At 68.9% G+C, this 22915-nt stretch carries 21 protein-coding genes; 13 read left to right on the top strand and 8 right to left on the bottom strand.

What is annotated here, in order from left to right; genetic code table 11:
* Positions 1-26 precede the first annotated feature (26 nt).
* Positions 27-1589, bottom strand: a complete 1563-nt coding sequence (gene purF, locus ACZ6ZD_RS11420) for an amidophosphoribosyltransferase (protein ID WP_465670811.1) — start codon at positions 1587-1589, stop codon at positions 27-29.
* A gap of 86 nt (positions 1590-1675) precedes the next feature.
* Positions 1676-1813, bottom strand: coding sequence for a hypothetical protein (locus ACZ6ZD_RS11415; RefSeq protein ID WP_465670809.1), 138 nt, complete (start codon positions 1811-1813; stop codon positions 1676-1678).
* Between the two features lie 228 nt (positions 1814-2041).
* Here ACZ6ZD_RS11415 and ACZ6ZD_RS11410 point away from each other — a divergent pair, with 228 nt between their 5' ends.
* Together ACZ6ZD_RS11410 and ACZ6ZD_RS11405 are read left to right on the top strand one after the other, a co-directional pair.
* The gene (locus ACZ6ZD_RS11410) at positions 2042-2899 is read left to right on the top strand and encodes a helix-turn-helix transcriptional regulator (RefSeq protein ID WP_465670807.1); all 858 of its coding nucleotides are present in this window, start codon (positions 2042-2044) and stop codon (positions 2897-2899) included.
* A complete protein-coding gene (locus ACZ6ZD_RS11405; RefSeq protein WP_465670805.1) occupies positions 2900-3883 on the top strand; it encodes a helix-turn-helix transcriptional regulator in 984 nt (327 codons plus the stop codon).
* Positions 3884-4173: 290 nt separating this feature from the next.
* On the opposite strand, the gene ACZ6ZD_RS11400 is transcribed toward ACZ6ZD_RS11405, so the two are convergent.
* From ACZ6ZD_RS11400 to ACZ6ZD_RS11380, 5 genes are read right to left on the bottom strand one after another with little or no spacing between them, the layout of a single operon-like run.
* Positions 4174-5544 (bottom strand): NAD(P)(+) transhydrogenase (Re/Si-specific) subunit beta, encoded by a 1371-nt coding sequence (locus ACZ6ZD_RS11400; protein ID WP_465670803.1) that lies wholly within the window; start codon positions 5542-5544, stop codon positions 4174-4176.
* Positions 5541-5846 (bottom strand): proton-translocating transhydrogenase family protein, encoded by a 306-nt coding sequence (locus tag ACZ6ZD_RS11395; protein WP_171678375.1) that lies wholly within the window; start codon positions 5844-5846, stop codon positions 5541-5543. The genes ACZ6ZD_RS11400 and ACZ6ZD_RS11395 overlap by 4 nt, the downstream gene beginning before the upstream one ends.
* The gene (locus tag ACZ6ZD_RS11390; RefSeq protein ID WP_465670800.1) at positions 5843-6967 is read right to left on the bottom strand and encodes an NAD(P) transhydrogenase subunit alpha; all 1125 of its coding nucleotides are present in this window, start codon (positions 6965-6967) and stop codon (positions 5843-5845) included. The genes ACZ6ZD_RS11395 and ACZ6ZD_RS11390 overlap by 4 nt, the downstream gene beginning before the upstream one ends.
* A gap of 58 nt (positions 6968-7025) precedes the next feature.
* On the bottom strand, positions 7026-8360 hold the full coding sequence (locus ACZ6ZD_RS11385; RefSeq protein ID WP_465670798.1) for a M20/M25/M40 family metallo-hydrolase: 1335 nt from the start codon (positions 8358-8360) through the stop codon (positions 7026-7028).
* Positions 8361-8365: 5 nt separating this feature from the next.
* Positions 8366-10216, bottom strand: coding sequence for a hypothetical protein (locus ACZ6ZD_RS11380; RefSeq protein ID WP_465670796.1), 1851 nt, complete (start codon positions 10214-10216; stop codon positions 8366-8368).
* 93 nt (positions 10217-10309) lie between these two features.
* Between ACZ6ZD_RS11380 and ACZ6ZD_RS11375 the strand changes: the two genes are divergently transcribed.
* The gene (locus tag ACZ6ZD_RS11375) at positions 10310-11254 is read left to right on the top strand and encodes a hypothetical protein (protein WP_465670795.1); all 945 of its coding nucleotides are present in this window, start codon (positions 10310-10312) and stop codon (positions 11252-11254) included.
* On the opposite strand, the gene ACZ6ZD_RS11370 is transcribed toward ACZ6ZD_RS11375, so the two are convergent.
* Positions 11251-12672: a serine/threonine-protein kinase gene (locus ACZ6ZD_RS11370; protein ID WP_465670793.1), complete on the bottom strand. Its 1422-nt coding sequence runs from the start codon at positions 12670-12672 to the stop codon at positions 11251-11253. The genes ACZ6ZD_RS11375 and ACZ6ZD_RS11370 overlap by 4 nt on opposite strands.
* A 93-nt stretch (positions 12673-12765) precedes the next feature.
* Here ACZ6ZD_RS11370 and ACZ6ZD_RS11365 point away from each other — a divergent pair, with 93 nt between their 5' ends.
* The 10 genes from ACZ6ZD_RS11365 (at position 12766) to ACZ6ZD_RS11320 (ending at position 22907) form a co-directional block, all read left to right on the top strand.
* Positions 12766-13863 (top strand): hypothetical protein, encoded by a 1098-nt coding sequence (locus tag ACZ6ZD_RS11365; RefSeq protein WP_465670792.1) that lies wholly within the window; start codon positions 12766-12768, stop codon positions 13861-13863.
* A gap of 26 nt (positions 13864-13889) precedes the next feature.
* A complete protein-coding gene (locus ACZ6ZD_RS11360; RefSeq protein ID WP_465670790.1) occupies positions 13890-14870 on the top strand; it encodes a hypothetical protein in 981 nt (326 codons plus the stop codon).
* Positions 14867-16030, top strand: coding sequence for a hypothetical protein (locus ACZ6ZD_RS11355; protein ID WP_465670788.1), 1164 nt, complete (start codon positions 14867-14869; stop codon positions 16028-16030). The genes ACZ6ZD_RS11360 and ACZ6ZD_RS11355 overlap by 4 nt, the downstream gene beginning before the upstream one ends.
* A 60-nt stretch (positions 16031-16090) precedes the next feature.
* Positions 16091-16813 carry a metallophosphoesterase family protein gene (locus ACZ6ZD_RS11350; RefSeq protein ID WP_465670786.1) on the top strand — a complete coding sequence of 241 codons (723 nt, stop codon included), beginning with the start codon at positions 16091-16093 and terminating at the stop codon, positions 16811-16813.
* A gap of 17 nt (positions 16814-16830) precedes the next feature.
* The gene (locus ACZ6ZD_RS11345; RefSeq protein ID WP_171678365.1) at positions 16831-17961 is read left to right on the top strand and encodes a histidine kinase; all 1131 of its coding nucleotides are present in this window, start codon (positions 16831-16833) and stop codon (positions 17959-17961) included.
* A gap of 10 nt (positions 17962-17971) precedes the next feature.
* Positions 17972-18718 (top strand): LytR/AlgR family response regulator transcription factor, encoded by a 747-nt coding sequence (locus ACZ6ZD_RS11340; RefSeq protein WP_465670784.1) that lies wholly within the window; start codon positions 17972-17974, stop codon positions 18716-18718.
* Positions 18718-19113, top strand: coding sequence for a hypothetical protein (locus tag ACZ6ZD_RS11335; RefSeq protein ID WP_465670782.1), 396 nt, complete (start codon positions 18718-18720; stop codon positions 19111-19113). Before ACZ6ZD_RS11340 ends, ACZ6ZD_RS11335 begins: the two co-directional genes overlap by 1 nt.
* A gap of 12 nt (positions 19114-19125) precedes the next feature.
* Positions 19126-20703 carry a sodium/solute symporter gene (locus ACZ6ZD_RS11330; RefSeq protein ID WP_465670780.1) on the top strand — a complete coding sequence of 526 codons (1578 nt, stop codon included), beginning with the start codon at positions 19126-19128 and terminating at the stop codon, positions 20701-20703.
* A gap of 219 nt (positions 20704-20922) precedes the next feature.
* Positions 20923-21264 (top strand): DUF485 domain-containing protein, encoded by a 342-nt coding sequence (locus tag ACZ6ZD_RS11325; protein WP_465670778.1) that lies wholly within the window; start codon positions 20923-20925, stop codon positions 21262-21264.
* Entirely contained in the window at positions 21261-22907 is a 1647-nt protein-coding gene (locus tag ACZ6ZD_RS11320) for a solute symporter family protein (protein ID WP_465670776.1), read from the top strand. The genes ACZ6ZD_RS11325 and ACZ6ZD_RS11320 overlap by 4 nt, the downstream gene beginning before the upstream one ends.
* Positions 22908-22915 lie beyond the last annotated feature (8 nt).

The raw sequence follows: 22915 nt of genomic DNA, 5'->3' as shown, positions 1-22915 counted from the left end.
TCGCGATGCCGACGGGTGTCACAGGTTCAGGGCCGGCTGAGCGCGTCCGCGGCGCCGCCGCCACCGACGACCGCGGCCAGGCCGTCCGCGTCGGTGCGCTCCGGGACCTCGAGCAGATGCTTGCCCAGCTGCTCCGGGTCGGGCAGCGCGACCGGGTACACGCCGTCGAAACAGGCCCGGCAGAGCCGGTCCTTCGGGACGTTGGTCGCGGCGACCAGCGTGTCCAGGCCGATGTACCCGAGCGAGTCGGCGCCCAGCGAGCGGCAGATCTCCTCGGTGTTCAGCCCGTTCGCGATCAGCTCGGCGCGGCTGGCGAAGTCGATCCCGTAGAAACACGGCCATTTCACCGGCGGGGCGGTGATCCGGACGTGGATCTCCTTCGCCCCGGCCTCGCGCAGCATCCGGATCACCGCGCGCTGGGTGTTCCCGCGGACGATCGTGTCGTCGACGACGACCAGCCGCTTCCCCTCGATCACCTCGCGCAGCGGGTTCAGCTTCAGCCGGATCCCGAGCTGGCGGATGGTCTGACTCGGCTGGATGAACGTCCGGCCGACGTACGCGTTCTTGACCAGGCCCGATCCGTACGGGATGCCGGACTCCTCGGCGTACCCGATCGCGCCCGGGACGCCGGACTCCGGGGTCGCGATCACCAGGTCGGCGTCCGCCGGATGCTCGCGGGCCAGCCGGCGGCCGATCTCGACCCGGGTGGAGTGGATCCGCTGGCCGGAGATCTGGGTGTCCGGGCGGGCCAGGTAGACGAACTCGAACAGGCAGCCCTTCGGGTCCGCCTCGGCGAACCGCTGCGAGCGCAGGCCCTCGGCGTCGATCGCGACCATCTCACCCGGCTCGACCTCACGGATGAAGCTGGCACCGACGATGTCCAGCGCCGCGGTCTCGCTCGCGATCACCCAGCCGCGCTCCAGCCGGCCCAGCACCAGCGGGCGAATGCCCTGCGGGTCGCGAGCGGCGTACAGGGTGTTCTCGTCCATGAAGATCAGGCTGAAAGCGCCCTTGACCTTCGGCAGCACCTTCGCCGCGGCCTGCTCGACGGTCAGATCCGGGTAGCCGGCCAGCATCGACGTCAGGATGTCGGTGTCGGACGACGCGTTGTGCTTCGCGTTCGCCTTCGCATGCTCGGCCTCGGCGTCCAGCCCGAGATCCAGGTCGCCGCCGCCGCTCAGGCTGGCGGCCAGCTCACCGGTGTTGGTCAGGTTCCCGTTGTGGCCGAGCGCGATCGACCCGGTCGCCGTCGACCGGAACGTCGGCTGCGCGTTGGCCCACACACTCGACCCGGTGGTCGAGTACCGGCAGTGGCCGATCGCGATATGCCCCCGCAGCGACGCCAGCGTCGCCTCGTCGAAGGCCTGGCTGACCAGCCCCATGTCCTTGTAAACGAGGATCTGACTCCCGTTACTGACCGCGATCCCCGCCGACTCCTGCCCCCGGTGCTGCAGAGCATAGAGCCCGAAATAGGTAAGTTTGGCGACCTCTTCCCCCGGCGCCCAAACCCCGAAGACGCCACAAGCGTCCTGCGGTCCCAGGTCCTGAGGGTCCAGATCATGAGTGAGCCGACCATCGCCACGAGCCACACCCGCAGTCTACGCGACAGACAGCCGTGCCCCTGACGAGCCGATTCAGGCCGACCGGGCGGGGTCGGCCGTTCAATGCGGAGTACTCAGTCCCAGCACGCGCCGGCGATGCCGCAGGCGGGTGGGTCGTCCGAGCCCGGGGGCGGCGGGGCAGCGGCGGCCGTCAGCGTGATGGAGAGTGCGAACGCACTCACACCCATCACTGCGAGTATCTTCTTGATCACGACTCGTCCTTTCGAAATAATCCGGACCACGCATTGGGGGCGCTTAGTCGACGCTCTGTGTATATGGTCGGTTCCGACAGGTTCACGAGGAGGATTTTCGTGCTCGATCCGCTCGGTGTGGATGAAGCCACCTTTGCGGTCTATCACGCCCTCCTCAGTCATCCGGACGCTACGCCGGAGCAGATTGCCGCGCTAGTAGATCGCCCCGTAAACGATGTACAAGAGCTGATGAACAGGCTCCGCAAGCTCGAGCTGCTGGTACCGACCTGGGCGAATCCCGAGGGTGAACACGCTGTTCACCCGCGCGTCGGCCTGGCGAACCTCGCCGAACGCCGCCGGACCCAGCTCAATGCGGAGTTGGGACTCCTTCGGGAGGCCGAGGCCAGCGCCGAAGTCGTCGCCGAGCAGTACAACGAACTGCTGACCGCCCGCAGCAGCGGCGACGTCGAGGTGATCAAAGGCCGGGCGAATGCGTCCCGCCGAATCGACGAGCTGGCACTGAAGACCCGGACGAGCTTCTGGGCCCTCATCCCGGTCCACCTGGAAGACGTCGTCCGGCCGATGGACGAGGGCTCACCGGACGCGCCGCTGCTGGAGCGTGGCATCAAGATGCGGGCCGTCTACCTCCAGCACATGATGGAGTCGAAGGGCGCCAGCGAGTACGCCCGGAGCATCCATCGACTGGGCGGCGAAGTCCGCGCTACGCCTACGCTCCCGATGCGACTGCTCATCTTCGACGGCGAGATCGCCATCATGCCGATGGATCCGGACAACCAGAGCGCCGGCGCCGTCATCCACCGCAGCCCCGCGGTCGTCAACGTCGCCAAGGCCTTGTTCGACTCCTACTGGGCGCGCGCCTCCGAGCTCTTCGAGCCCGACGACCGCGAGAACGAATCCCCCCTGACTCCCCACGAGGCCGAAGTACTCCGCCTCCTCGCCGGCGGCGCCAAGGACGAGCAGGTCGCCCGCCTCCTCGGCATCTCCCTCCGCACCGCCCGCCGCATCACCGCCAACCTCTCCGAACGCCTGGACGCCGCCAGCCGCTTCGAACTAGGAGTCGCAGCAGCTAAACGCGGCTGGGTCTAAGTGTTCGAGTCACTCGGGCTGACGCCGGAGAGCCTCGCTCTGTACCGCCTGCTGCTTCAGAAGCCGGAGTTGGCCCGCAAGGCGGGCCTGTCGCGCCTGAGCTCAGAGCTGGAGCTGTCGACCGAGGAAGTGCAGCGAGAGCTCGGACAGCTGCGTGAGCTGGGCCTCCTGATGCTTCGTTGGGACGACAGCGGCGACGAGTACCCGCTGGATCCCGCCGTCGCATTCGAACAACTCGCCGCCAAACGCCAGTCGATGATCGGCGCCCTGACTCGGCAACTGGACTCGGATCGGCTCCAGGCAAGCGAGTTCATCGCGGATTACAACAAGTTTCTCACTCAGAATTCAACGCCGGACGTGGAGATCCTGAAAGGCGTCGACAAAGCAAACCTGCGAATGCAGCATTTTCACCCGACAAAGACGATGTGGGGTCTGCTGCTCCCCGCACCATTGCCGACCCACCCCACCGAGCACTTCGCCGACAAACGCATTCTGGAACGCGGCGTCGAATGTCGCTACCTCATGGCTGAGACGCAGCTCAAGCTCCGGGGAATACGTGACTACATCGACATGATGCAAGATCTCGGCGGAAAGGTCCGCATCGTCCCCTCGGTGCCGTTCAAGCTGGTCATCTTCGACGGTGAAACGGCCGTCATGAACCTCGACCCCGATGACCACACCGCCGGGGCGGTGGTGCATCACAGTGTGGCTGTGGTGCGGATGGCGGTGGAGTTGTACGAGCAGTACTGGCGGGGTGGGGACCGGGCGTTCGAGCGGGTGGCGGAGGTGGGGGAGTTGAGCGCGCAGGAGGGGGAGTTCCTGCGGCTGTTGGTGCGGGGGGCCACCGATGAGCAGGTGGGGCGGCGGTTGGGGGTTTCGATGCGGACGGTACGGCGGATGGCGGCGAAGTTGAGTGCCGAGGTGGGGGCTTCGGGGCGGTTCGAGTTGGGGGTGCGGGCGGCTCAGCGGGGGTGGGTGGATTAGCCCCACTCCCAGGCCCGGGCGGGGGTCGCTTTGTTCGGTGGGCAGGCCAAGGCAAGGCTCCTGAGGAGAGTGGGCCGGGGGGCGGGAGATGTCACGCCGGGGCCGGTGGGGAGGTGCTGGGTGGGGAAAGTTAAACAGCCCGGAGAAATCAGGGGCAATGGTTCCGGCTGGCCGGGGTGGGACGTTGGCCGGGGGTGGCCAGGGGCGGTCTGGACCAATTTGTGCACGAATTCGTGCACAACGGACGGACGGCTGCCGCTAAGCGGCAGCCGTGGTCCAATCGGGGTGGGTCAGAGGGTTTTCAGGGCGCCGAGGAGCTTGGTGAGGGAGTCGCGGGCGTCGCCGAACAGGAGGGTGGTTCGGGGGTCGTAGAGGAGTTCGTTCTCGATGCCGGCGAAGCCGGGGCGCATGGAGCGTTTGAGGAAGATGACGCGTTGCGCCTCGTCGGCGTTCAGGATCGGCATCCCGTAGATGGGCGCGGACGGCGTCGTCCGGGCGGCCGGGTTGACGACGTCGTTGGCGCCGACGACCAGGACGACGTCCGTGGTCTTGAAGTCGCCGTTGATCTCGTCCATCTCGCGGAGCTGGTCGTAGGGGACCTGGGCCTCGGCGAGCAGGACGTTCATGTGGCCGGGCATCCGGCCGGCGACCGGGTGGATGGCGTAGTCGACCTTGACGCCGCGGGACTGCAGCTCCTCGACCAGGTCGCGCAGGGTGTGCTGGGCCTGGGCGACGGCGAGGCCGTAGCCGGGGACGATGATCACCTTGTTGGCGTAGCCGAGCAGGATCGCGACGTCCTCGGCGCCGCCGGAGATGACCGGCCGGTCGGACGCCGTCCCGCCGCCGAGGGTCGAACCGCCCTTGACCGCGCCGAAGAGGATGTTGAAGACCGAGCGGCCCATCGCGTCGGCCATCATCTTGGTCAGCAGCGTGCCGGCCGCGCCGACGAGCGTGCCGGCGACCAGCAGCAGCGTGTTGTTCAGGACGTAACCGCCGGCCGCCACGGTCAGACCGGTGAAGGCGTTCAGCAGCGAGATGACGATCGGGACGTCGGCGCCGCCGACCGGCAGCACCAGCATCACGCCGACCGCGAGACCGACCAGGCAGAGCAGGACGCCGACCCACACCCGCGGCTCGTTGACCAGGAACCCGGCCAGCACCAGCCCGCCGAGCATCGAGGCGATGAACAGCACCGGCAGCCCGGGGAAGGTCACCGGCCGGGTCGTCATCAGCTCCTGCAGCTTGGCGAACGTGACGATCGAGCCGGAGAAGCTGATCGCCCCGACCAGGATCGTGAACGCCGAGGCGATCGCCGGGACGACGGCGTCCGTGGAGAGCTCGCCGAGCTCCATCAGCGCGACCAGCGCGGCCGCGCCGCCGCCGACGCCGTTGAACAGCGCGACCAGCTGCGGCATCTGGGTCATCTGCACGCGGCGCGAGCCGACCACGCCGCCGACGGTGCCGATCGCGAGCGCGATCAGGATCGGGGCCAGGTGGTCCGGTTTGTAGGCGACGAAGGTGATGATGACGGCGAGGACGGCGCCGGCCGCGCCGAGCAGGTTGCCGGTCCGCGCGGATTTCGGCGACGACAGCGCCTTGAGCGCGACGATGAAGCAGACCGCGGCGATCAGGTACCCGATCTGGGCCCAGGTGGGGATCACTTGTGCAGCTCCTTCTTCCGCGCCGCCGGACCCTTGAACATCTCGAGCATCCGGTCGGTGACGACGAACCCGCCGACCATGTTCACCGTGGCCAGGACGACGGCCAGCAGCCCGACGATCACCACCAGCGTGGATTCGGCCTGCCCGGTGACGATGATCGCGCCGACCAGGATGACGCCGTGGATCGCGTTCGCGCCGGACATCAGCGGGGTGTGCAGGGTCGAGGAGACCTTGCTGATCACCTCGACCCCGACGAACGCCGCGAGGACGAAAATCGTCAGCAACGCAATGGATTCGGTCACGACTGGGGTCCGTTCAGGAGTTCGCGGGTGGGCTCGTGCAGGACAGCGCCGTCGTGGGTGACGCAGCAGCCGCGGACGATCTCGTCGTCGAAGTCCGGGTCGAAGGCGGCGTTGCGGGTCATCAGGCGGATCAGGTTCGCGATGTTCTGGCCGTACAGGCGGCTGGCCGGCCCGGCCATCTGGCTGGGCACGTTCGCGCCGCCCCAGACCAGCGCGTTGCCGATCGTCAGCTCGGTACCGGCCACCGAGCCCTCGACGTTGCCGCCGGATTCGGAGGCGAGGTCGACGACGACCGAACCGGGCTTCATCTGCTCGACCATTGCGCGCGACACCAGCATCGGCGCCGTCCGGCCCGGTACGGCGGCGGTCGTGATGAGGGCGTCCGCGGCGGCGATGTACGGCGTGAGCAGCTCGCGCTGCAACTGCGCGCGTTCGGCGGTCATCTCGCGGGCGTAACCGCCGGGCCCGTCGAGGGTGCCGAGCTCGAGCTCGATCGGCTGGGCGCCCATCGAGGCGATCTCCTCGGCAGCCGCCGTCCGGACGTCGTAGGCCTTGACGACCGCGCCGAGGCGCTTGGCCGTCGCGATGGCCTGCAGACCGGCGACACCGGCGCCCAGGACGACGACCTGCGCCGGCGGGACCGTGCCGGCGGCGGTCATGTTCAGCGGGAAGAACCGCGGCAGCCGCTCGGCGGCGACGATCGCGGCCCGGTAGCCCGCGACCAGAGCCTGCGAGGACAGGGCATCCATCGACTGGGCCCGGGAGATCCGCGGGATCAGCTCCATCGCGAACGCCGTCAGCTTGGCGCGCATCGCCGTCCGGACGACGTCCGGCGGGTTGGTCGGCAGGAACGACAGCAACGCCGTACCGGCATGCAGCCGCTGCAGACGCTCCCGCTCCAGCGGCTGGACCGACGTCACGATGGTCGCCGCGTGGTCGGCTCCCCACGCGACGTCCGCGCCGGCCTCGCGGTACTGGTCGTCGGAGAACAGCGCCCGCTCACCAGCGGCCGGCTCGACGGCGACCTCGTACCCGAGCTCGATCAGTTTCGCGACTTGTTCCGGCACCAGCGCGACCCGGCGCTCGGCGGGCCTGGTCTCCCGTACCACTGCGATCTTCACTCGCCGAAACCTATGCCAAACCGTGTGTCGCCGAAAAGTCCGGCCGCCAGGTTGTGTCTCAGGCGTTGTCTGCGAGGTTCTGCAACAGTTGCGCTTCGGCCAGGCAGACCTTGCGGAACTCGGCCAGATGCAGGCCTTCGTCGATACCGTGCGCCCGGGTGTCCGGGTCCTCGACGCCGGTGACCAGGATCGAGGCCGCCGGGAAAACCCGCTGGAACTCGGCGATGAACGGGATCGAGCCGCCCATCCCCATGTCGATCGGCTCGACGCCCCACGCCGTCTGGAAGGCCGACCGCGCGGCCTCGTAGCCGGCGCCGCGCGCGTTGATGCTGCACGGCTGGCCGACCTCGCCCTCGGTCACGGTGACCTGCGCGCCCCAAGGCGCGTTGTTCTCCAGGTGGGCCTTGAGCGCCGCGCTGGCCTTCACCGCGTCGTCACCCGGCGCGACCCGCAGGCTCACCTTGGCCTTCGCGACCGGCACCAGCGTGTTGCTGGCCTCGGCGAGCGACGGCGCGTCGATCCCCAGGACGGCGATCGCCGGGCGCGTCCACAGCCGGTCGACCAGCGAGCCCGAGCCGGTCAGCCGGACGGAGTCCACGACACTCGACTCGGCGCGCAGCCGGTCCTCCGGGTAGACCACATCGGCCGCGCGGGACGCGTGCAGTCCGTCGACGGCGACGTCCCCCTTGTCGTCGTGCAGAGTCGCCAGCAGCCGGCACAGCGCGGACAGCGCGTCCGGGATCGGGCCGCCGAACAGACCCGAGTGGACGGCGTGGTCGAGCGTCCGGACCTCGACGTACGCCTCGACCAGACCGCGCAGCGAAACCGTCAACGCGGGGTGGCCGACATCCCAGTTGCCGGAGTCGGCGATCACGATCGCGTCGGCGGTCAGATCGGCGGAGTACTCGTCCAGCAGCTGCAGCAGGGTCGGCGAGCCAATCTCCTCCTCGCCCTCGACGAACACCGTCACGCCGACGGGCAGGTCGTTGCCGAAGGCCCGGACGGCGGCCAGGTGGGCCGCGATCCCGGCCTTGTCGTCGGCCGAGCCGCGGCCGTACAGCCGGTCACCGCGCTCGGTCGGCTCGAACGGGTCCGACGTCCACTGCTCGACCGGGCCGGTCGGCTGGACGTCGTGGTGCGCGTACAGCAGCACGGTCGGCTTACCCGCCGGCGCCGCCTTCTTCGCGATCACGGCCGGCGCGCCTTCGCCGGCCCGGACGATCTTGACCTCGAACCCCTCGGCCTCGAACAGCGCCGCGGTCGCCTCGGCGGACCGCTGGACGTCGGCCGCGCGGGCCGGCTCGTAGCTGACCGATGGAATCCGGACGAGGTCCTCGAGGTCGGCACGAACACTGGGCAGAACGCGGTCGATCGCCGCAGACAGGTCGGTCATGCCGCCTACGGTACGACGTATCCCAGCAGCCCTTCACGCTGAGCACCACCGACTCCGTCACAGTCGGCACCGCCGAGGAAGTGGTCGTAGGCCGCCGGCAGGTAGCACCGGTACAGCGGAGCCGTCGCTGCGCCGGTCTGACTGGTCTGAATCCACCCCTCGGTCCGCAGCCGGGTCTGACCCTCGCAACCGGAGTCGACCGAGATGAAGTGGTTCGTGCCGTTCGGTGTGCCGTAGGAGCAGCCGTAGAGCGCTGCGGTGCCGGGCTGCTGAGTTCCTTCGATGAACCAGCGTTTCTGCAGCGCATAGGCCGAGGTGATCGCTCCACTGGTCACCCAGCGTTCTGAGCCGTTGGAGAACCGCGAGAACGCGACCCGCGTCGTACTGAGCGCGTAACCGACCCGGGACTCGTTGATCGCCTTGCTGTTCTCACATCCGCTGTCGGTCGAGAGGTAGTGGTCGTCGAGGCCAGCCACGTGACAGCGATACAGAGCGACCGAAGGCGCGGACGGCGGTGCGCTGTAGATCCAGCCGAGTGTCTCCAGGAAGCTCGTACCTTCGCAGTCCGCGTTGGTGGAGACGAACTGATCCTGCGCGCCGCTGCGGCAGCTGTAGACCGGGACTGTGCCGGGTTTGGCGCCGGACTCGAGCAGCCAGGTGCGAGTCGGGTAGAAGCCACGTTCGGTCACCGGCGCGGTGGTGACGCGATGCCTGCTGCCGTTGTCCGAGCGGACCAGCGCGGTGACGCCCTGCTCCGATCCACCGGTGCAGCTGACCAGCCGACGCATCATCTGCGCGGTCGTCCAGTCCTGGTTCATGGTGTTCCACTGCAGGTAATAGACGTAGAACTCGTTGCCGACGACTGCTGGGTCCGCACCGGTCCCGACCACGGTCGGGTAGGCGTTGAACTTGTCCGGGTCCCGGAACAGCGGCACCGCGGCCGACCACGACCGGACGCCGTCCGACGAGTTGGACAGGACGAACTCGGTCGGCGAGACGCCCTGGACGAGGAGCGCGCCGCCGCTGGCGGTCCGGACGACGTTCGGGTGCCAAGCACCACGCTCCCCCGGCCGGACGTCGGTCGACGCACCTCCCACGGCTGGCGAGTCCCACCGACCGTCGAGGAACTTGTGCCACGGCACGACCCGCTTGTCCGCCGCAGCGCTCAGTACGTCGGCCAGCGGGGCTCGCGCGACAGACAACGCCGTACTGCCGTAGCCGCCCCCTGCGGGCACGAAGTAGTCCGGGAAGTGCACATAGAGGTAGCCGTCCCGCGCTGTGAAGGCCGGTGTGCCCATGTCGGCCGCGGCGCGGAGGGCTGCGACCTGGTCCTTGGTTGCGCGCGGTGTGGCCAGCGGACCGAGGTACGTCGTCCGCTTGGTCGCCGGATCGAAGCGGCCGAGATGCAGCGTCGAGTAGAACCCGCCTGGTGTGCTCTGCTCCAGGTGCAGCATCTGCAGGATGAGGCCGGTCGCTGTGTCCCGGTAGACCGGTCCACCGCCGCCGTAGTCGTAGCCGGCGGGCAGTCCGATCACGGGTGCCAGCTGGCTGACGCCGTCCGACACCGGGTTGTCGAGTGTGCCCCGGGTGACTGCGATGCTCTGGTTCTTCCCCTCCTTGGGGACGAGCGCAGCGACCGCCAGGAAGTCATATTTACCGCCGCCGGCCGGGAGGACGCCGTACGCCGTGTCCGCCCAGCCCTCGAGGCCGAGACCGCGTCGCTTGGCGTTGGAGACCACCTCCTGCGCCGGACCGACCTTTACCCCGGTGCAGGGCGTGGGATCGGCAGCCTGGGCCGGAGTGGGCACGGCGAGCGCACCGGCCAGCAGAGTCATCGTCAGAACGCGTAGGAGCACGCAGCGACCCTAGACACGCGACGGGTTCAAGGTGAGTGGATGACGGCATAAAGTGAGGCGCGGTAAGTTTCCGCCCCACGGAAGAGGATCCGCATGCTCCGCCCGATGTTCGCCGCACTGCTCCTCACCACGACCACACTGACCGCGGCTGCGACAGCAGCCCTGCCCGCACAGGCTGCGATCAGCTGCGACACCGCCACGACCGGTGGCTCGACGTTCTACGACGGACCGTCGGCGTCCAAGAAGTACGACGCCCGGTTCAGCAACAGCGTCAGCATCCCCAACCTCAGTACGCACACGCCGCAAGGCGCCGGCACTTGGTACAACTGGGACGGCTCCGGCAAGAACCTACTGCTGGTCACCTCGTACCGTTCCGGCGCCGACTCGCAGATCTACGGCATCGACCCGGCCACCGGCGCAACGGTCGGTGTGGTGGCCGTAGCGGAGTCGCACGTCGGTGGCATCACTGTCACCAAGGGCTGGGCGTTCGTGTCCGGCGCCGGCAGCAGCATCCGCAAGTACAGCCTGACTGCGCTGCGAGACGCGATGAAGGCCGCCGGGACGCCGTACCTGACTCAGGTCGGTACGGCACGCGATGTCGCCGGCGCCTCCTTCATCGGCAGCTACGGCGACTCGCTGTGGGCCGGCTCCTTCAACGAGACCGGCCGCGGCACCATGTACGAGTACAAGGTCGCCACCGACGGCACTCTGACCACAGTGCCCGGCGGCTGGGAGATTCCGACCAAAACCCAGGGCCTGACCGTCACTGCGAACCACTTCATCTACAGCACGTCGTACGGGCGTTCCAACCGCAGCAACCTGTACGTCGTGAAGCGCGGCCAGAAGGACCTGGACGCCGCACAGCTCAGCTGTTTCCGGGCGCCGAGCATGACGGAGGGCGTCACCGAGTACAACGGGACGGCGTACCTCGTCTACGAGTCGGGCTCGCACCTCTACGCGCCGGACTCGAACACGCTCAACGTGATCCCCCGGATGCACAAGGCGTCGATCTCGTCGCTGACGGCCCTCGTGCCCTAAGGCGTGTACTTGACGGTGCTGATGACCTTCGAGCGGGTTGTCGGGTTCTCGTCGCGCACCTGGATGTGCAGCAGCGTGGTCCCGTCGATCTGCCGGTACTGCTCGTCGACCGAGTGCCCGGCGCAGCTGTAGCGGAAGGTCGCCAGCTGCTGCCCGTTCGAGCTGCCGCCGTCCGGCGTACCTCCGGTACAGCCGGGCGGCGGTTTCGGCGCGGTCGGCAGCTTGCTGTCCTTGACCAGCTCGATGAAGACGCCGTCCGCCGTCGGCGAGGTCTGCCAGTTCGCCGTGTCGGTGCTGACCAGCAGGCGCGGCCCTTCGGCGTTCTCGGCCTGCTGGGACCACGCTCGCGGAACCTCGACCGAGAACTGCTGGAAGGTGACCTGCATCGGACGGGCCAGCATGAACTGGTAGCCGCCGAAGCCACCGCCGACGGCGAGCAGCACCGCCAGCACCAGCGCGATCACTCGGCCCCGAGCGCCGCGCTTCGCGCCCGGCTGGGTCAGCTGGTTCGCACTGGACAGCGCAGTCGCCTGGTCGACGCCACCCGGGTTTGGAGTCACTGGAGCGAGGTCTGCGGCCGGTATGAGGCCAGCTGGGATCTCACCGGTGAGGTGCGCTTCGCGGAGCGCGTTGAGGAAGCTGTCCAGGTCCTGCCAGCGTTTGTCCCGATCCGGCTCGAGGGCGCGCCGGACGACGGCGTCGACCGCATCCGGCACGTCGGAGCGCAGAGTGGTCATCGAGGGCGGCGGCTTGTCGATGTGCATCACCGCGCCGAGGCTGTTCACCCCGTGCGGCGCTTGGCCGGTGAAAGCGGCGTACGCGACCGCACCGAGCGAGTAGAGGTCGGCACGGTGGTCCAGGCGCTCGCCGAGCACCTGTTCGGGGGCGACGTACGCCGGAGTGCCGCCGGGCATGGTCAGCTGCGACACGTCCTGCACGGCCTTCCCCAGACCGAGGTCGCCGAGCATGGCGCGTTCGGTGCCTGAAACGGTCCGGAAGAGCACGTTGGCCGGCTTCACATCCCGGTGCAGGACGCCGCGGCTGTGCAGGTGCTTGAGGCCCTTGCCGACCTCGGTGATGATCCGGACGGCGTCGTCCATCGACAGCGGGCCGGCCTTGATCCGGTCGGCCAGCGTGCCGCCGTCGGCGTAGGTGAGGACCAGGTACGGACGGCCGTCCTCGGTCTCGCCGACGTCGTGCGCGCCGACGACGTACAGCGAGTCGACCTTGCGCAGGAAGCGGCCCTCGGCAACGAACCGGCGGCGGACGTCCGCGTCGTCGACCCACAGGTCGGACAGGATCTTGACCGCGACCTCGGCGTCCAGCTGCTCGTCCCTGGCCAGCCAAACGGTCGCGAAACCCCCGGCGCCGACCCGGCGGACCAGGGCGTACCGGCCGATCCGCGCTGGCTGGTCCATGTACGCATTATGCTCGATCGTTCCTGCGACTCACTCGCCGGTTCGAACTTATCTGGCAGTTCGTGCGTCACAACGGGGATGGGAACAGGACGGGTGGCGATCAGGAATCGGGCGCTGATCGCGGCAGTGGCCGCGGTGGCGGTCGCTGCTGTCATCGGCGGCGGCCTGCTCGCGGGCGCCCGCGGCCCCCAGAACCGCTCGGGCGCGGCGGCGGCTCCGCTGGCCGTGACGACGCCCCCGGCGTCCCCTGTGGCTACCAAGGTCCTGATCGACGCCGCCAAGCTCGCCACCGGCCGCCCGCCGCAGGTCCCCTACCTCCGCGGCCGCACCGTGCTGGGCGGTGCCGGCGGCTCCGTCCGGCTCCCGGGCGCGACCCCGGTCGAGAACGTGGCCAAGGTGTGGTCGGCCACGCTGGCGACCGAAGCGCCGAACGCGACCACCAGCAACCTGGTGATCCTCGGCGAGAACGGAGCCGTCGCGAAACGGCTGGCCGGTGTGGACTCGCTGGTCAGCAGCGCCGACGGGTACTCCGCCGCCTTCGCCACCGGCGGGCGCTTCACCACCTTCGACGGCGGGCTGGTGTACTTCCGGACCAGCGACGGCGTGATTCAGACACTGACCCATGCGCGGGCTCGCGACATCGAGGTTCTGGCCGTCCTGAGCCGCTCGGTCTTCCTCGCCAGCCGGCCCGAGGACGGCGAGGTCACCACTCTCTACCGCTGGGACGTCGACGACCGGCAGGCCACCGAGCTGCCGAAGATCCAGCGGCCGGTAGCGGTCTCCTCGGACGGCGCACTGGCCGCCGGGCTGCCCGTCTTCACCGACAGCGGCCTCTGCTCGGTAGTGACCGATATCGCGACCAGCCGCCAGAAGTGGCGCACCTGCCAGTACCGCCTCGATACCTTCAGCCCCGGCAACGCCTTCGTCATCGGCTACCCACCCGGCGCCGGCGCACCCTACGGCGAGACCACCCTCAGCACTCTGGACGCGAACGACGGCACCGTCACCCGCACCTGGCTCGGCCCCTCCCTACGCAATGCAGTGGCCGAGGACGACGACCACGTCCTGATCGAGTGGCACGACCAGGCCGGGCCGGAGTCCCGTTCAGCTGTCGTCCGCTGCACCATCACGACCGGTCAGTGCGAGCTGGCCACGCCGCTGTCCCCGGAACCGCTGTTGCTGGGCTCATGAGGAGCGGGGGGCGGCTGGCAGCTCTCGTGGCCGCTGTCGCAGTGGCCGCCGTCCTGATCGGGGCCGCTCTCGCCTACACCCAGCGCCCGAGCACAGCCAGCACCGAGGCCGTACCGCTCAGCAGCTCAGCGGCTCCGAAACCGGACGCCGTCGCGTTGGACGTCACCGAACTGCCGACCGGTCGCGCACCCCAGATCCCGTACCTGGTAGGTCGTAGCGTCCGTTCTGGGTCCGGCAAAGTGGCGACGGTCGCTGGGAGCGGTTCGGTGATCGCCGTGGGCCGCCTCCAGAACGAGGCACTGGCTGTCGTCCTGAGACCCGACCACCCGGCGGTCTACAGCTCAGAGCTGCAGAAACTGCGGTTCGGCAAGGTCGTCCGGCGGACGCCCGGCGTCACGTCGCTGGTCACCACCCCCGATGAGGGCGCCGCAGCCTATGCCGCTGCCCGCATCGCCTCTCACGGCCAACCGGCCAAGGGCGGCGTGCTCTTCGCCGAGACCGATGAGCACGTCCTGTCGCTGAAACTGCCGGACAGCTGGAACCTCGAGGTCCTGGCGTACACCGACGGCAAGGTCTACTACCGGACTTCGGACGACACCACGGAGAACTCCACCTGGCGGCTCTACGTGTGGACGCCTGGTCAGCCGACGGCCCAGCTGGTCCGGTCCGCGGCCTCCCCGGTGACCGTCGCTGCCGACGGCAAGGTGAAGGGTTTCACTCCGGCCGGCGACGTCAGCTTCAGCCTGCAGAGCAAGGCGGGGAGCAACTGCTCCAGTACGGCGACTGCCGTCGCTGCAGGCACCGGCACGCTGCTCAACGAGTGGGACGGCTGCTTCCTGACCATGACTGCCGAGGACGACCAGCACCTGCTCTTCGTCGCCTACTCCGCGCCCTCCAGCGACAAGGACCCCAATCCGCCCGCGGCGATCGTCCGCTGCACCATCACCACCCGCCAGTGCGAGCTGGCGACGCCCCTGTCCACAGAACCACTTCTCCTCGGCTCATGAGCGCGGGAACGACCCTCTCTAAGGAGTCCGCGATGCGGAACAACAACGGCCGCCTCGTAGCCCTGGTGGCCTCGATAGCAGTAGCTGCCGTGGTCCTCGGTGGCGCCCTCGCCTACCGCCAGGGCCCGCAGCCCACCAACGCCGGCGCCCAGGCCGCGCCCCTGACCAGCGCCCCCACCAAGCCCACCGCCCCCGCCACGACCCTCCCGGTGAAGATCAAGCTGGACATCACGAAGATCCCGCAGGGCCGCGAGCCGCAGATCCCCTACCTGATCGGCCGCGAGGTCCGCGGCGGCTCCGCGACGGCCGAGAAGATCCCGGGCACAGGGACGGTGTACGCCGCCGGCCGGCTCGGCGAGGACACGCTGGCGGTCGTGACCAAGGGCGAGACCGACACCGAGCTGCTCCGGCTCCGGTTGGGCGAGGTGATCGAACGGACGGCCGGTGTCTCGTCGCTGGTGACTGCCGCCGACCAGGCTGTCGCCGTGTACGCGGCCGCCAAGCTCAGCAACCACGGCGAGAATGCCAAGGGCGGAACGGTGTACGCCCAGACCTCGGAGTCGGTGCAGTCGTTGAAGCTGCCAGACGTCTGGGAGCTCCAGGTCGTCGCCTGGAACGAAGGCAAGGTCTACTTCAAGGCGAGTGACAAGAGCACGGGCCCCACGAAGCTCTACTCCTGGCTGCCCAGCGAGCCGAAAGCCCAGCTGATCAAGGGCATCATCTCGCCGACCGCGATCTCGGCCAACGGCGGCATCGTGGCATCGATGCCCGTCGGCAACGACGACGGCACCTGCTCGACCGCTGTCGAGCTGGCGACCGGCAGGCAGCTCTCGCGGACGTGCGAGTACCAGATGGAACGGCTCACCCCCGACGGCAGCACGACGGTCGGACCGGCGTCCCTGACCGACGGGTTCTGCGACAGCATCACCGCGGCTCTCGACGCGAACACCGGCAAGCTGATTCACGAGTGGGACGGATGCTTCCACCACATCGCCACCGAGGACGACCAACACATCCTCGCCGTTGCCGTGGACTACGACTCCGAAACCGGCGTGGACGCCAACCTGCTGTCCGCCATCATCCGCTGCACCATCAGCACCGGTGTCTGCGAACTGGCCACCCCGTTGAAGCGGAACGCCGACTACGGCCTCGGCGTCTGAGCCGTCTGCTCGTAGCTAATGACAGCCCGGTGCGGCCGGTCTGGGGATCAGACTGGCCGCATGGCGCGTATTGCGGTGTTGGCTGACATTCACGGCGTACTGCCGGCGTTGGAGGCAGTGCTGGCCGACGTCCGTGCGGATGTGGTTGTGGTCGCGGGGGATGTGGTGAGTGGGCCGCAGCCACGTGAGGTGTTGCAGCTGCTGCGGGAAATGGATGTGCTCTGGGTTCGGGGTAATGCGGACCGGGAGGCAGTGGCGATGGCTCGGGGAGAGTTCAAGGGCGAGGCGCCGGACGCGGTGAGCCCCTGGGCTGCTGAGCAGCTGTCGGCGGCGGACGTCGAGTTCCTGAGCAGCTTGCCAACCAGCGTGACGATCGGGGATGTGCTGGTCTGTCACGCGACGCCGCGGGACGACGAGGAGGTGGTGCTCGTCGACAGTTCCGTACGGCGGTGGCAGGAGGTGCTCAGCACAGTGCCCGACCACGTCGACACTGTCGTCTGCGGGCATACGCACATGCCGTTCGTCCGGCAGGTCGACCGGCGGACCGTGGTGAACGCCGGCAGCGTAGGGATGCCGTACGGCGCTCCCGGGCCGAGCTGGGCCCTCATCACCCCAGAGGGCGTGCAGCTGCGCCGGGCAGCGATGGATCGCGAGGCGGCCGCGGAGCGGGTTGTCCGGGAGTCGGCGTACCCGGGACGGCGCGACTGGGTGTCCGCGTACTTACTGGCGAACTACTCCGACACGGAGGCGCTGGAGGCGTTCAGAGCGCGGTCGGAGAGCTGAGCGGCTACCGTCAAGGGGTGTTCGCGCGGCAGCGGAAGCATTTCGGCACTCCGGCCGACAAGGCGACGTATGCAACTCTGCATACCGCCTCGTTGGCCTCTCCGCACTTGCGTGAGGGCCTGACCCCCGCAGCGGCCGGCAAGGCGAGCAGACACCTCCGAGACCTGCTCGGTACGGCGGCACTGGCGATTTGCGACTCGTCCGGCGTACTGGCGTGGGACGGCGTCGGCGGCGCGTACGAAAGCAACCACCGCCGGGATGCGCGCTCGCTGGCCGCTCCCACGCTCCGCACCGGCCGGACGGCGGTCCTCGGCGTCCACGATGTCGCCTGCGGCGATCCGCAGTGCCCAGTCCGGACGGCGGCTGTCGCACCGATCGTGATCGAGGAGCGGGTCGTCGCCGTCCTGGTCGCGTACAGCGAGCGTTCGTCCGCCGCACTGGTCAGAGCGACCGAGGAGGTCGCCAGATGGGTCTCCGGCCAGGTAGAGCTCGCAGAGCTGAACAAGGAGCGCACCCGCGCGATGGAGGCCGAGCTGCGCGCGCTACGCGCCCAGATCAGCCCCCACTTCATTTACAACGCTCTCGCCGCCATTGCGTCGTTCGTCCGCACCGACCCCGAGCGGGCGCGGGAGCTGTTGCTGGAGTTCGCAGACTTCTCCCGGTACGCGCTGCGCCGCGGCGGTGAGTTCACCACGCTGGCCGACGAGCTGCGCAACGTGGAGCGCTATCTGGTCCTGGAGCAGGCCCGCTTCGGCGACCGGCTGACGGTGTCGCTCCAGATCGCCCCTGAGGTGCTCCCGGTCGTCGTACCGTTCCTCGTCGTCCAGCCCCTGGTGGAGAACGCCGTCCGCCACGGCCTGGAAGGCACGACCGGCGTCGGCCGGATCACCATCCGCGCGCGGGACCAGATCAACGAGGCGGAGATCAGCGTCGAGGACGACGGCGCCGGCAGCGACCCGGAGGTCATCCGCGCGGTCCTGTCCGGGGAGTCGGCCAGCGACTCGATCGGCCTCGGCAACGTCGACGCGCGGCTGCGGCAGGTGTACGGCGACGCCTACGGGCTGGTCGTCGAGACCCAGGTGGACGCGGGCACGAAGGTGACCTTCCGGATCCCCAAATACTCCTCAGGAGTGCATGCCTCACCGTAGTGTTCGCTCCATGGCAGAGCTACCGCTGCGCGCACTGGTCGCGGACGACGAGGAGCCCGCGCTCAACGAGCTGGTGTACCTGCTGCGCCGCGACGACCGGATCGGCGAGATCCGGACCGCCTCGAACGGACCGGAGGCGCTGAAGATCCTGCAGGCGGCCGACGTCGACGTGTTCTTCTGCGACATCAAGATGCCCGGCTTGGACGGGCTCGATCTGGCCCGGGTGCTGGCCAACTTCGCCAGCCGCCCCCAGATCGTCTTCGTCACCGCGTACGACGAGCACGCCGTCCAGGCCTTCGACCTGGAGGCCGCCGACTACGTGATGAAGCCGGTCCGCGCCGAGCGGCTGGCCGAGGCGGTCCGCCGCGTCGTGAACGCCGGTACGCCGAACAGCGCGCCGCCGGCTGAGGAGTCCAGCGACGAGGTCATCCCGGTGGAGCTGGCCGGGGTGACGCGGTTCGTCCAGCGCTCCACTGTCCGGTATGTCGAGGCGCAGGGCGACTACGCCCGCCTCCACACCGGTCAGAACTCGCACCTGGTCCGCATCCCGCTAAGCACGCTCGAAGAGCGCTGGCGCGACGCAGGCTTCACCCGGATCCACCGCAGTACGCTCGTCGCTCTCGCGCACGTGGACGAGATGCGGGTCGACAGCGGCCGCTGCGCGGTCCGCGTCGGCGACGACTGGCTCCCGGTCAGCCGACGGCACACCCGCGAGCTCCGCGACCTCCTGGTCCGATCGACGTCGCTGCGCCCCTGATGAGCGCGTCCCAGGGCCCCGGTGAGCTGCGGCCGCGCCGCGTCCGGATCACCAGCCCACGGACGAGCGCGGCCCGCCGTCCGACCGTCCCGACCGGAACCCGCGAGATCGACGAGCAGACGCGGCTCGGTGAGGTCTACATGAACTCGCTGATCCAGTCCCAGCTGCGCCTCACGCTCGCCGTGATCGGCGTGACCGTGCTGGTCCTCGGCAGCATCCCGCTCCTGTTCTGGCTGATCCCGCCGGCCCGCACGGTCGCCGTCCTCGGTCTGCCGCTCCCCTGGGTCCTGCTCGGCATCGTCATCTACCCGGTCGTGTACGTCGCCGCCCGCATCTACGTCCGCAAGGCCGAGCGGATCGAGACCGAGTTCACCGAGTTCGTCGGGCGGCAATAGATGTCATCGGCAATGAGTCTGACCGGCATCGGTCTGGTGATCGTGGCCACGATCGGGATCGGCCTGTTCGGGCTGCGGATCTCCCGGACCACCAGTGACTTCTACGTCGCCAGCCGGGCGATCAGCCCGCGCTGGAATGCATCCGCGATCAGTGGCGAGTACTTGTCGGCGGCATCGTTCCTCGGCGTCGCCGGTCTGGTGCTGGTGAACGGCGCCGACATGCTGTGGTTCTCGATCGGCTACACCGTCGGCTACCTGATGCTGCTGGTTCTGGTCGCGGCCCCGCTCCGGCGGTCCGGCGCGTACACCCTGCCGGACTTCGCAGAGACCCGGTTCGAGTCCGCAGGGGTCCGCCGGATCTGTTCCGGCCTGGTTGTCGGTATCGGCACCCTCTACCTGCTCCCCCAGCTGCACGGCGCCGGGCTGACCGTCCACACCGTCACCGGAGCGCCGCCGGACGTCGGTGCCGCGGTCGTCGCCGTGATCGTCGTCATCAACGTCGCCGCGGGCGGTATGCGCTCGATCACCTTCGTCCAGGCCTTCCAGTACTGGCTGAAGCTCACGGCGTTGGCCACGCCGATCTTCATCATCCTGATCGCCTGGCGCTCGGGCGACCACTCGATCGGCCTCCTGCAGTCGCTACAGGGCGCTGCCGCCGAGTGGGCCGAGCCACTGTCCACGGCCGGCGGACGCGACCACCCGCTCTACGCGACGTACTCGCTGCTGCTGGCGTTGTGCTTCGGCACGATGGGCCTGCCGCACGTCCTGGTCCGCTTCTACACGAATCCGGACGGACGCGCGGCCCGGCGGACGACGGTCGTCGTCCTGGCGCTGCTCGGGATGTTCTACGTGTTCCCACCGGTCTATGCGATCCTCGGTCGCTCTTTCGCGCCGGATTTGGTTGCCGGCGGCGCCGATACCGTCGTCCTCGAGCTGCCCAGCCGGATCTTTCCCGGGACGGCGGGTGATCTGCTCGGGGCCCTGGTCGCGGCCGGGGCGTTCGCGGCCTTCCTGTCCACGTCGTCCGGGCTGACGGTCGCGATCGCCGGCGTCATCGACCAGGACCTGCTGCGATCCCGCCTGCACCGGCTGACCGGCGGCGACTATCTCGCGGTGAACAGCTTCCGGATCGCGGCCCTGCTCGCGATGACCGTGCCGTACCTGGCCTTCCGGGTCACCGGCGCGCTCAGCCTGGCCGACACCGTCGGCCTCGCGTTCGCGGTGGCGGCCTCGACGTTCTGTCCGTTGCTCGTACTCGGCATCTGGTGGCGGCGGATGTCGACCACCGGCGCCGCGGCCGGTCTGATCGTCGGCGGCATCGCGGCCAGCGCGGCTGCCCTGGTGAACGTCGTCGGCGCGCCCACCGCCGGCTGGCCGCGCGCTCTGGTCGGCCAGCCCGCCGCCTGGACCATGCCGCTCGCCTTCCTCACGGTCATCGTGGTCTCGAAGCTGACCCCCGAAAAGATCCCCGCAGGCACCGCCCGGAGCATGGTCCGGCTGCACACCCCGGAGGCGGTTGAGGTGGATCGCGGACCCCAGGCACTCACCAACCTCCCGGACGGCGACCCCACGCCGCCCCGCCGCGCCTGAGCGATCGCTACTCCGCGGTGTTGGTGAGTGGGGGCGGTCCGCTCATCGTCTCGAACCGACCGTTCGCCGCAGCCAGTGGACCACTTGGTCGCGCGGTCGCGGCCGCTGAGCGCTCGATGCGTTCCGGTGCTGGGCCTGCGGGCGTGACCTGAACCACAGTACGGGCAGCACTCGTCGCCGGCTTCCGCCCGGCCTCACCCCTGTCTGGAGGTCCCGCGAATGTCTGAAACCCGCTCCGCGGGCGACCCGGATCTGACGACGTACCGCGATGTCCAGCTCTCGCCGGACTTCTCCGAGCTACGCCGCCGGTTCCGCCGCTTCGTGTTCCCGATGACCGGCCTCTTCCTGGTCTGGTACTTCGTCTACGTCCTGCTCGCCGACTACGCGCACGGTTTCATGTCGACGAAGATCGGCGGGAACATCAACGTCGCGCTGCTGCTCGGGCTCGGCCAGTTCGTGTCCACGTTCGCGATCACGATGATCTACGTCCGCTGGGCCGACAAGAAGGTCGACCCGGACGCCGAGAAATTGCGGCACCAGATCGAGGGGGAGCCCCGATGAGCGCGCCCCTGATGTTGCCGATGGCAACCGATATCGGTAACCCGGTGGTGAATATCGCGATCTTCGCGCTGTTCGTCGTGGCCACCCTCGCGATCGTCATCAAGGCCTCGCGGAACAACAAGACGGCAGCCGACTTCTACGCCGGCGGCCGCTCCTTCACCGGCCCACAGAACGGCGTCGCGATCGCCGGCGACTACCTGTCCGCCGCCTCGTTCCTCGGCATCGCCGGTGCGATCGCGCTGAACGGGTACGACGGCTTCCTGTACTCGATCGGCTTCCTGGTGGCCTGGCTGGTCGCCCTGCTGCTGGTCGCCGAGCTGCTCCGCAACACCGGCCGTTTCACGATGGCCGACGTACTGTCGTTCCGGCTCAAGCAGCGCCCGGTCCGGATGGCCGCGGCCATCTCGACGCTGGTCGTCTGCTTCTTCTACCTGCTCGCGCAGATGGCCGGCGCCGGCGGCCTGGTCGCGCTGCTGCTCGGTATCGACAAGCGCGCCGGTCAGAGCCTGGTGATCGCGATCGTCGGCATCATCATGATCACCTACGTGCTCGTCGGCGGTATGAAGGGCACCACCTGGGTGCAGATCATCAAGGCCGCCCTGCTGGTCTTCGGCGCCGGTCTGATGACGATCTGGGTGCTCGCGAAGTACACCTTCAACCTGTCCGGCTTGCTCGGTGCGGCCGTCGAGAAGAGCCCGGCGGCCGGCGAGCGCCTGCTGAACCCGGGCCTCCAGTACGGCGCAACGGGGATCAGCAAGCTGGACTTCATCTCGCTGGCGCTGGCCCTGGTGCTCGGCACCGCGGGTCTGCCGCACGTGCTGATGCGCTTCTACACCGTGCCGAACAGCAAGGAAGCCCGCCGCAGCGTCACCTGGGCGATCTGGATCATCGGCATCTTCTACCTGTTCACGCTCGTCCTCGGGTACGGCGCCGCCGCGATCGTCGGCCCGGACGCGATCCGCGCCGCTCCGGGCAAGGCCAACTCGGCCGCGCCACTGCTGGCCTTCGAGCTCGGCGGTGAGCTGTTGCTCGGCGTCATCTCGGCGGTCGCCTTCGCCACGATCCTCGCGGTGGTGGCCGGTCTGACGATCACCGCGAGTACGTCGTTCGCCCACGACATCTACGGCCAGGTGATCAAGAAGGGCCAGATCAGCGGTGACGGCGAGGTCAAGGTCGCCCGGATCACCGCGCTGGTGATCGGCGCGGTCGCGATCGTCGGCGGAATCTTCGCCAACGGCCAGAACGTCGCCTTCCTGGTCGCCCTGGCCTTCGCGGTCGCGGCGAGCGCGAACCTGCCGACGATCCTCTACTCGCTGTTCTGGCGGCGCTTCAACACCCGCGGCGCCCTGTGGAGTATCTACGGCGGTCTGGCCTCCGCGATCATCCTGATCGCGTTCAGCCCGGTCGTCTCCGGCAAGGTGGACAAGAAGACCGGCGCGAGCCTGTCGATGATCACCGACACCGGGATCGACTTCTCCTGGTTCCCGCTGGACAACCCCGGCATCGTCTCGATCCCGCTGGCGTTCCTGCTCGGCTGGCTCGGCACCGTCACCAGCAAGGAGCAGGTGGACGTCGACAAGTTCGCCGAGATGGAGGTCCGTTCGCTGACCGGCGCGGGCGCGGAGAAGGCGATCGAGCACTAACCCCTAGA

Source organism: Kribbella sp. NPDC104218 (assembly GCF_055584105.1).
Note: the sequence above shows the minus strand (reverse complement) of the source record. Positions and strands in the feature narration are given on the sequence as shown.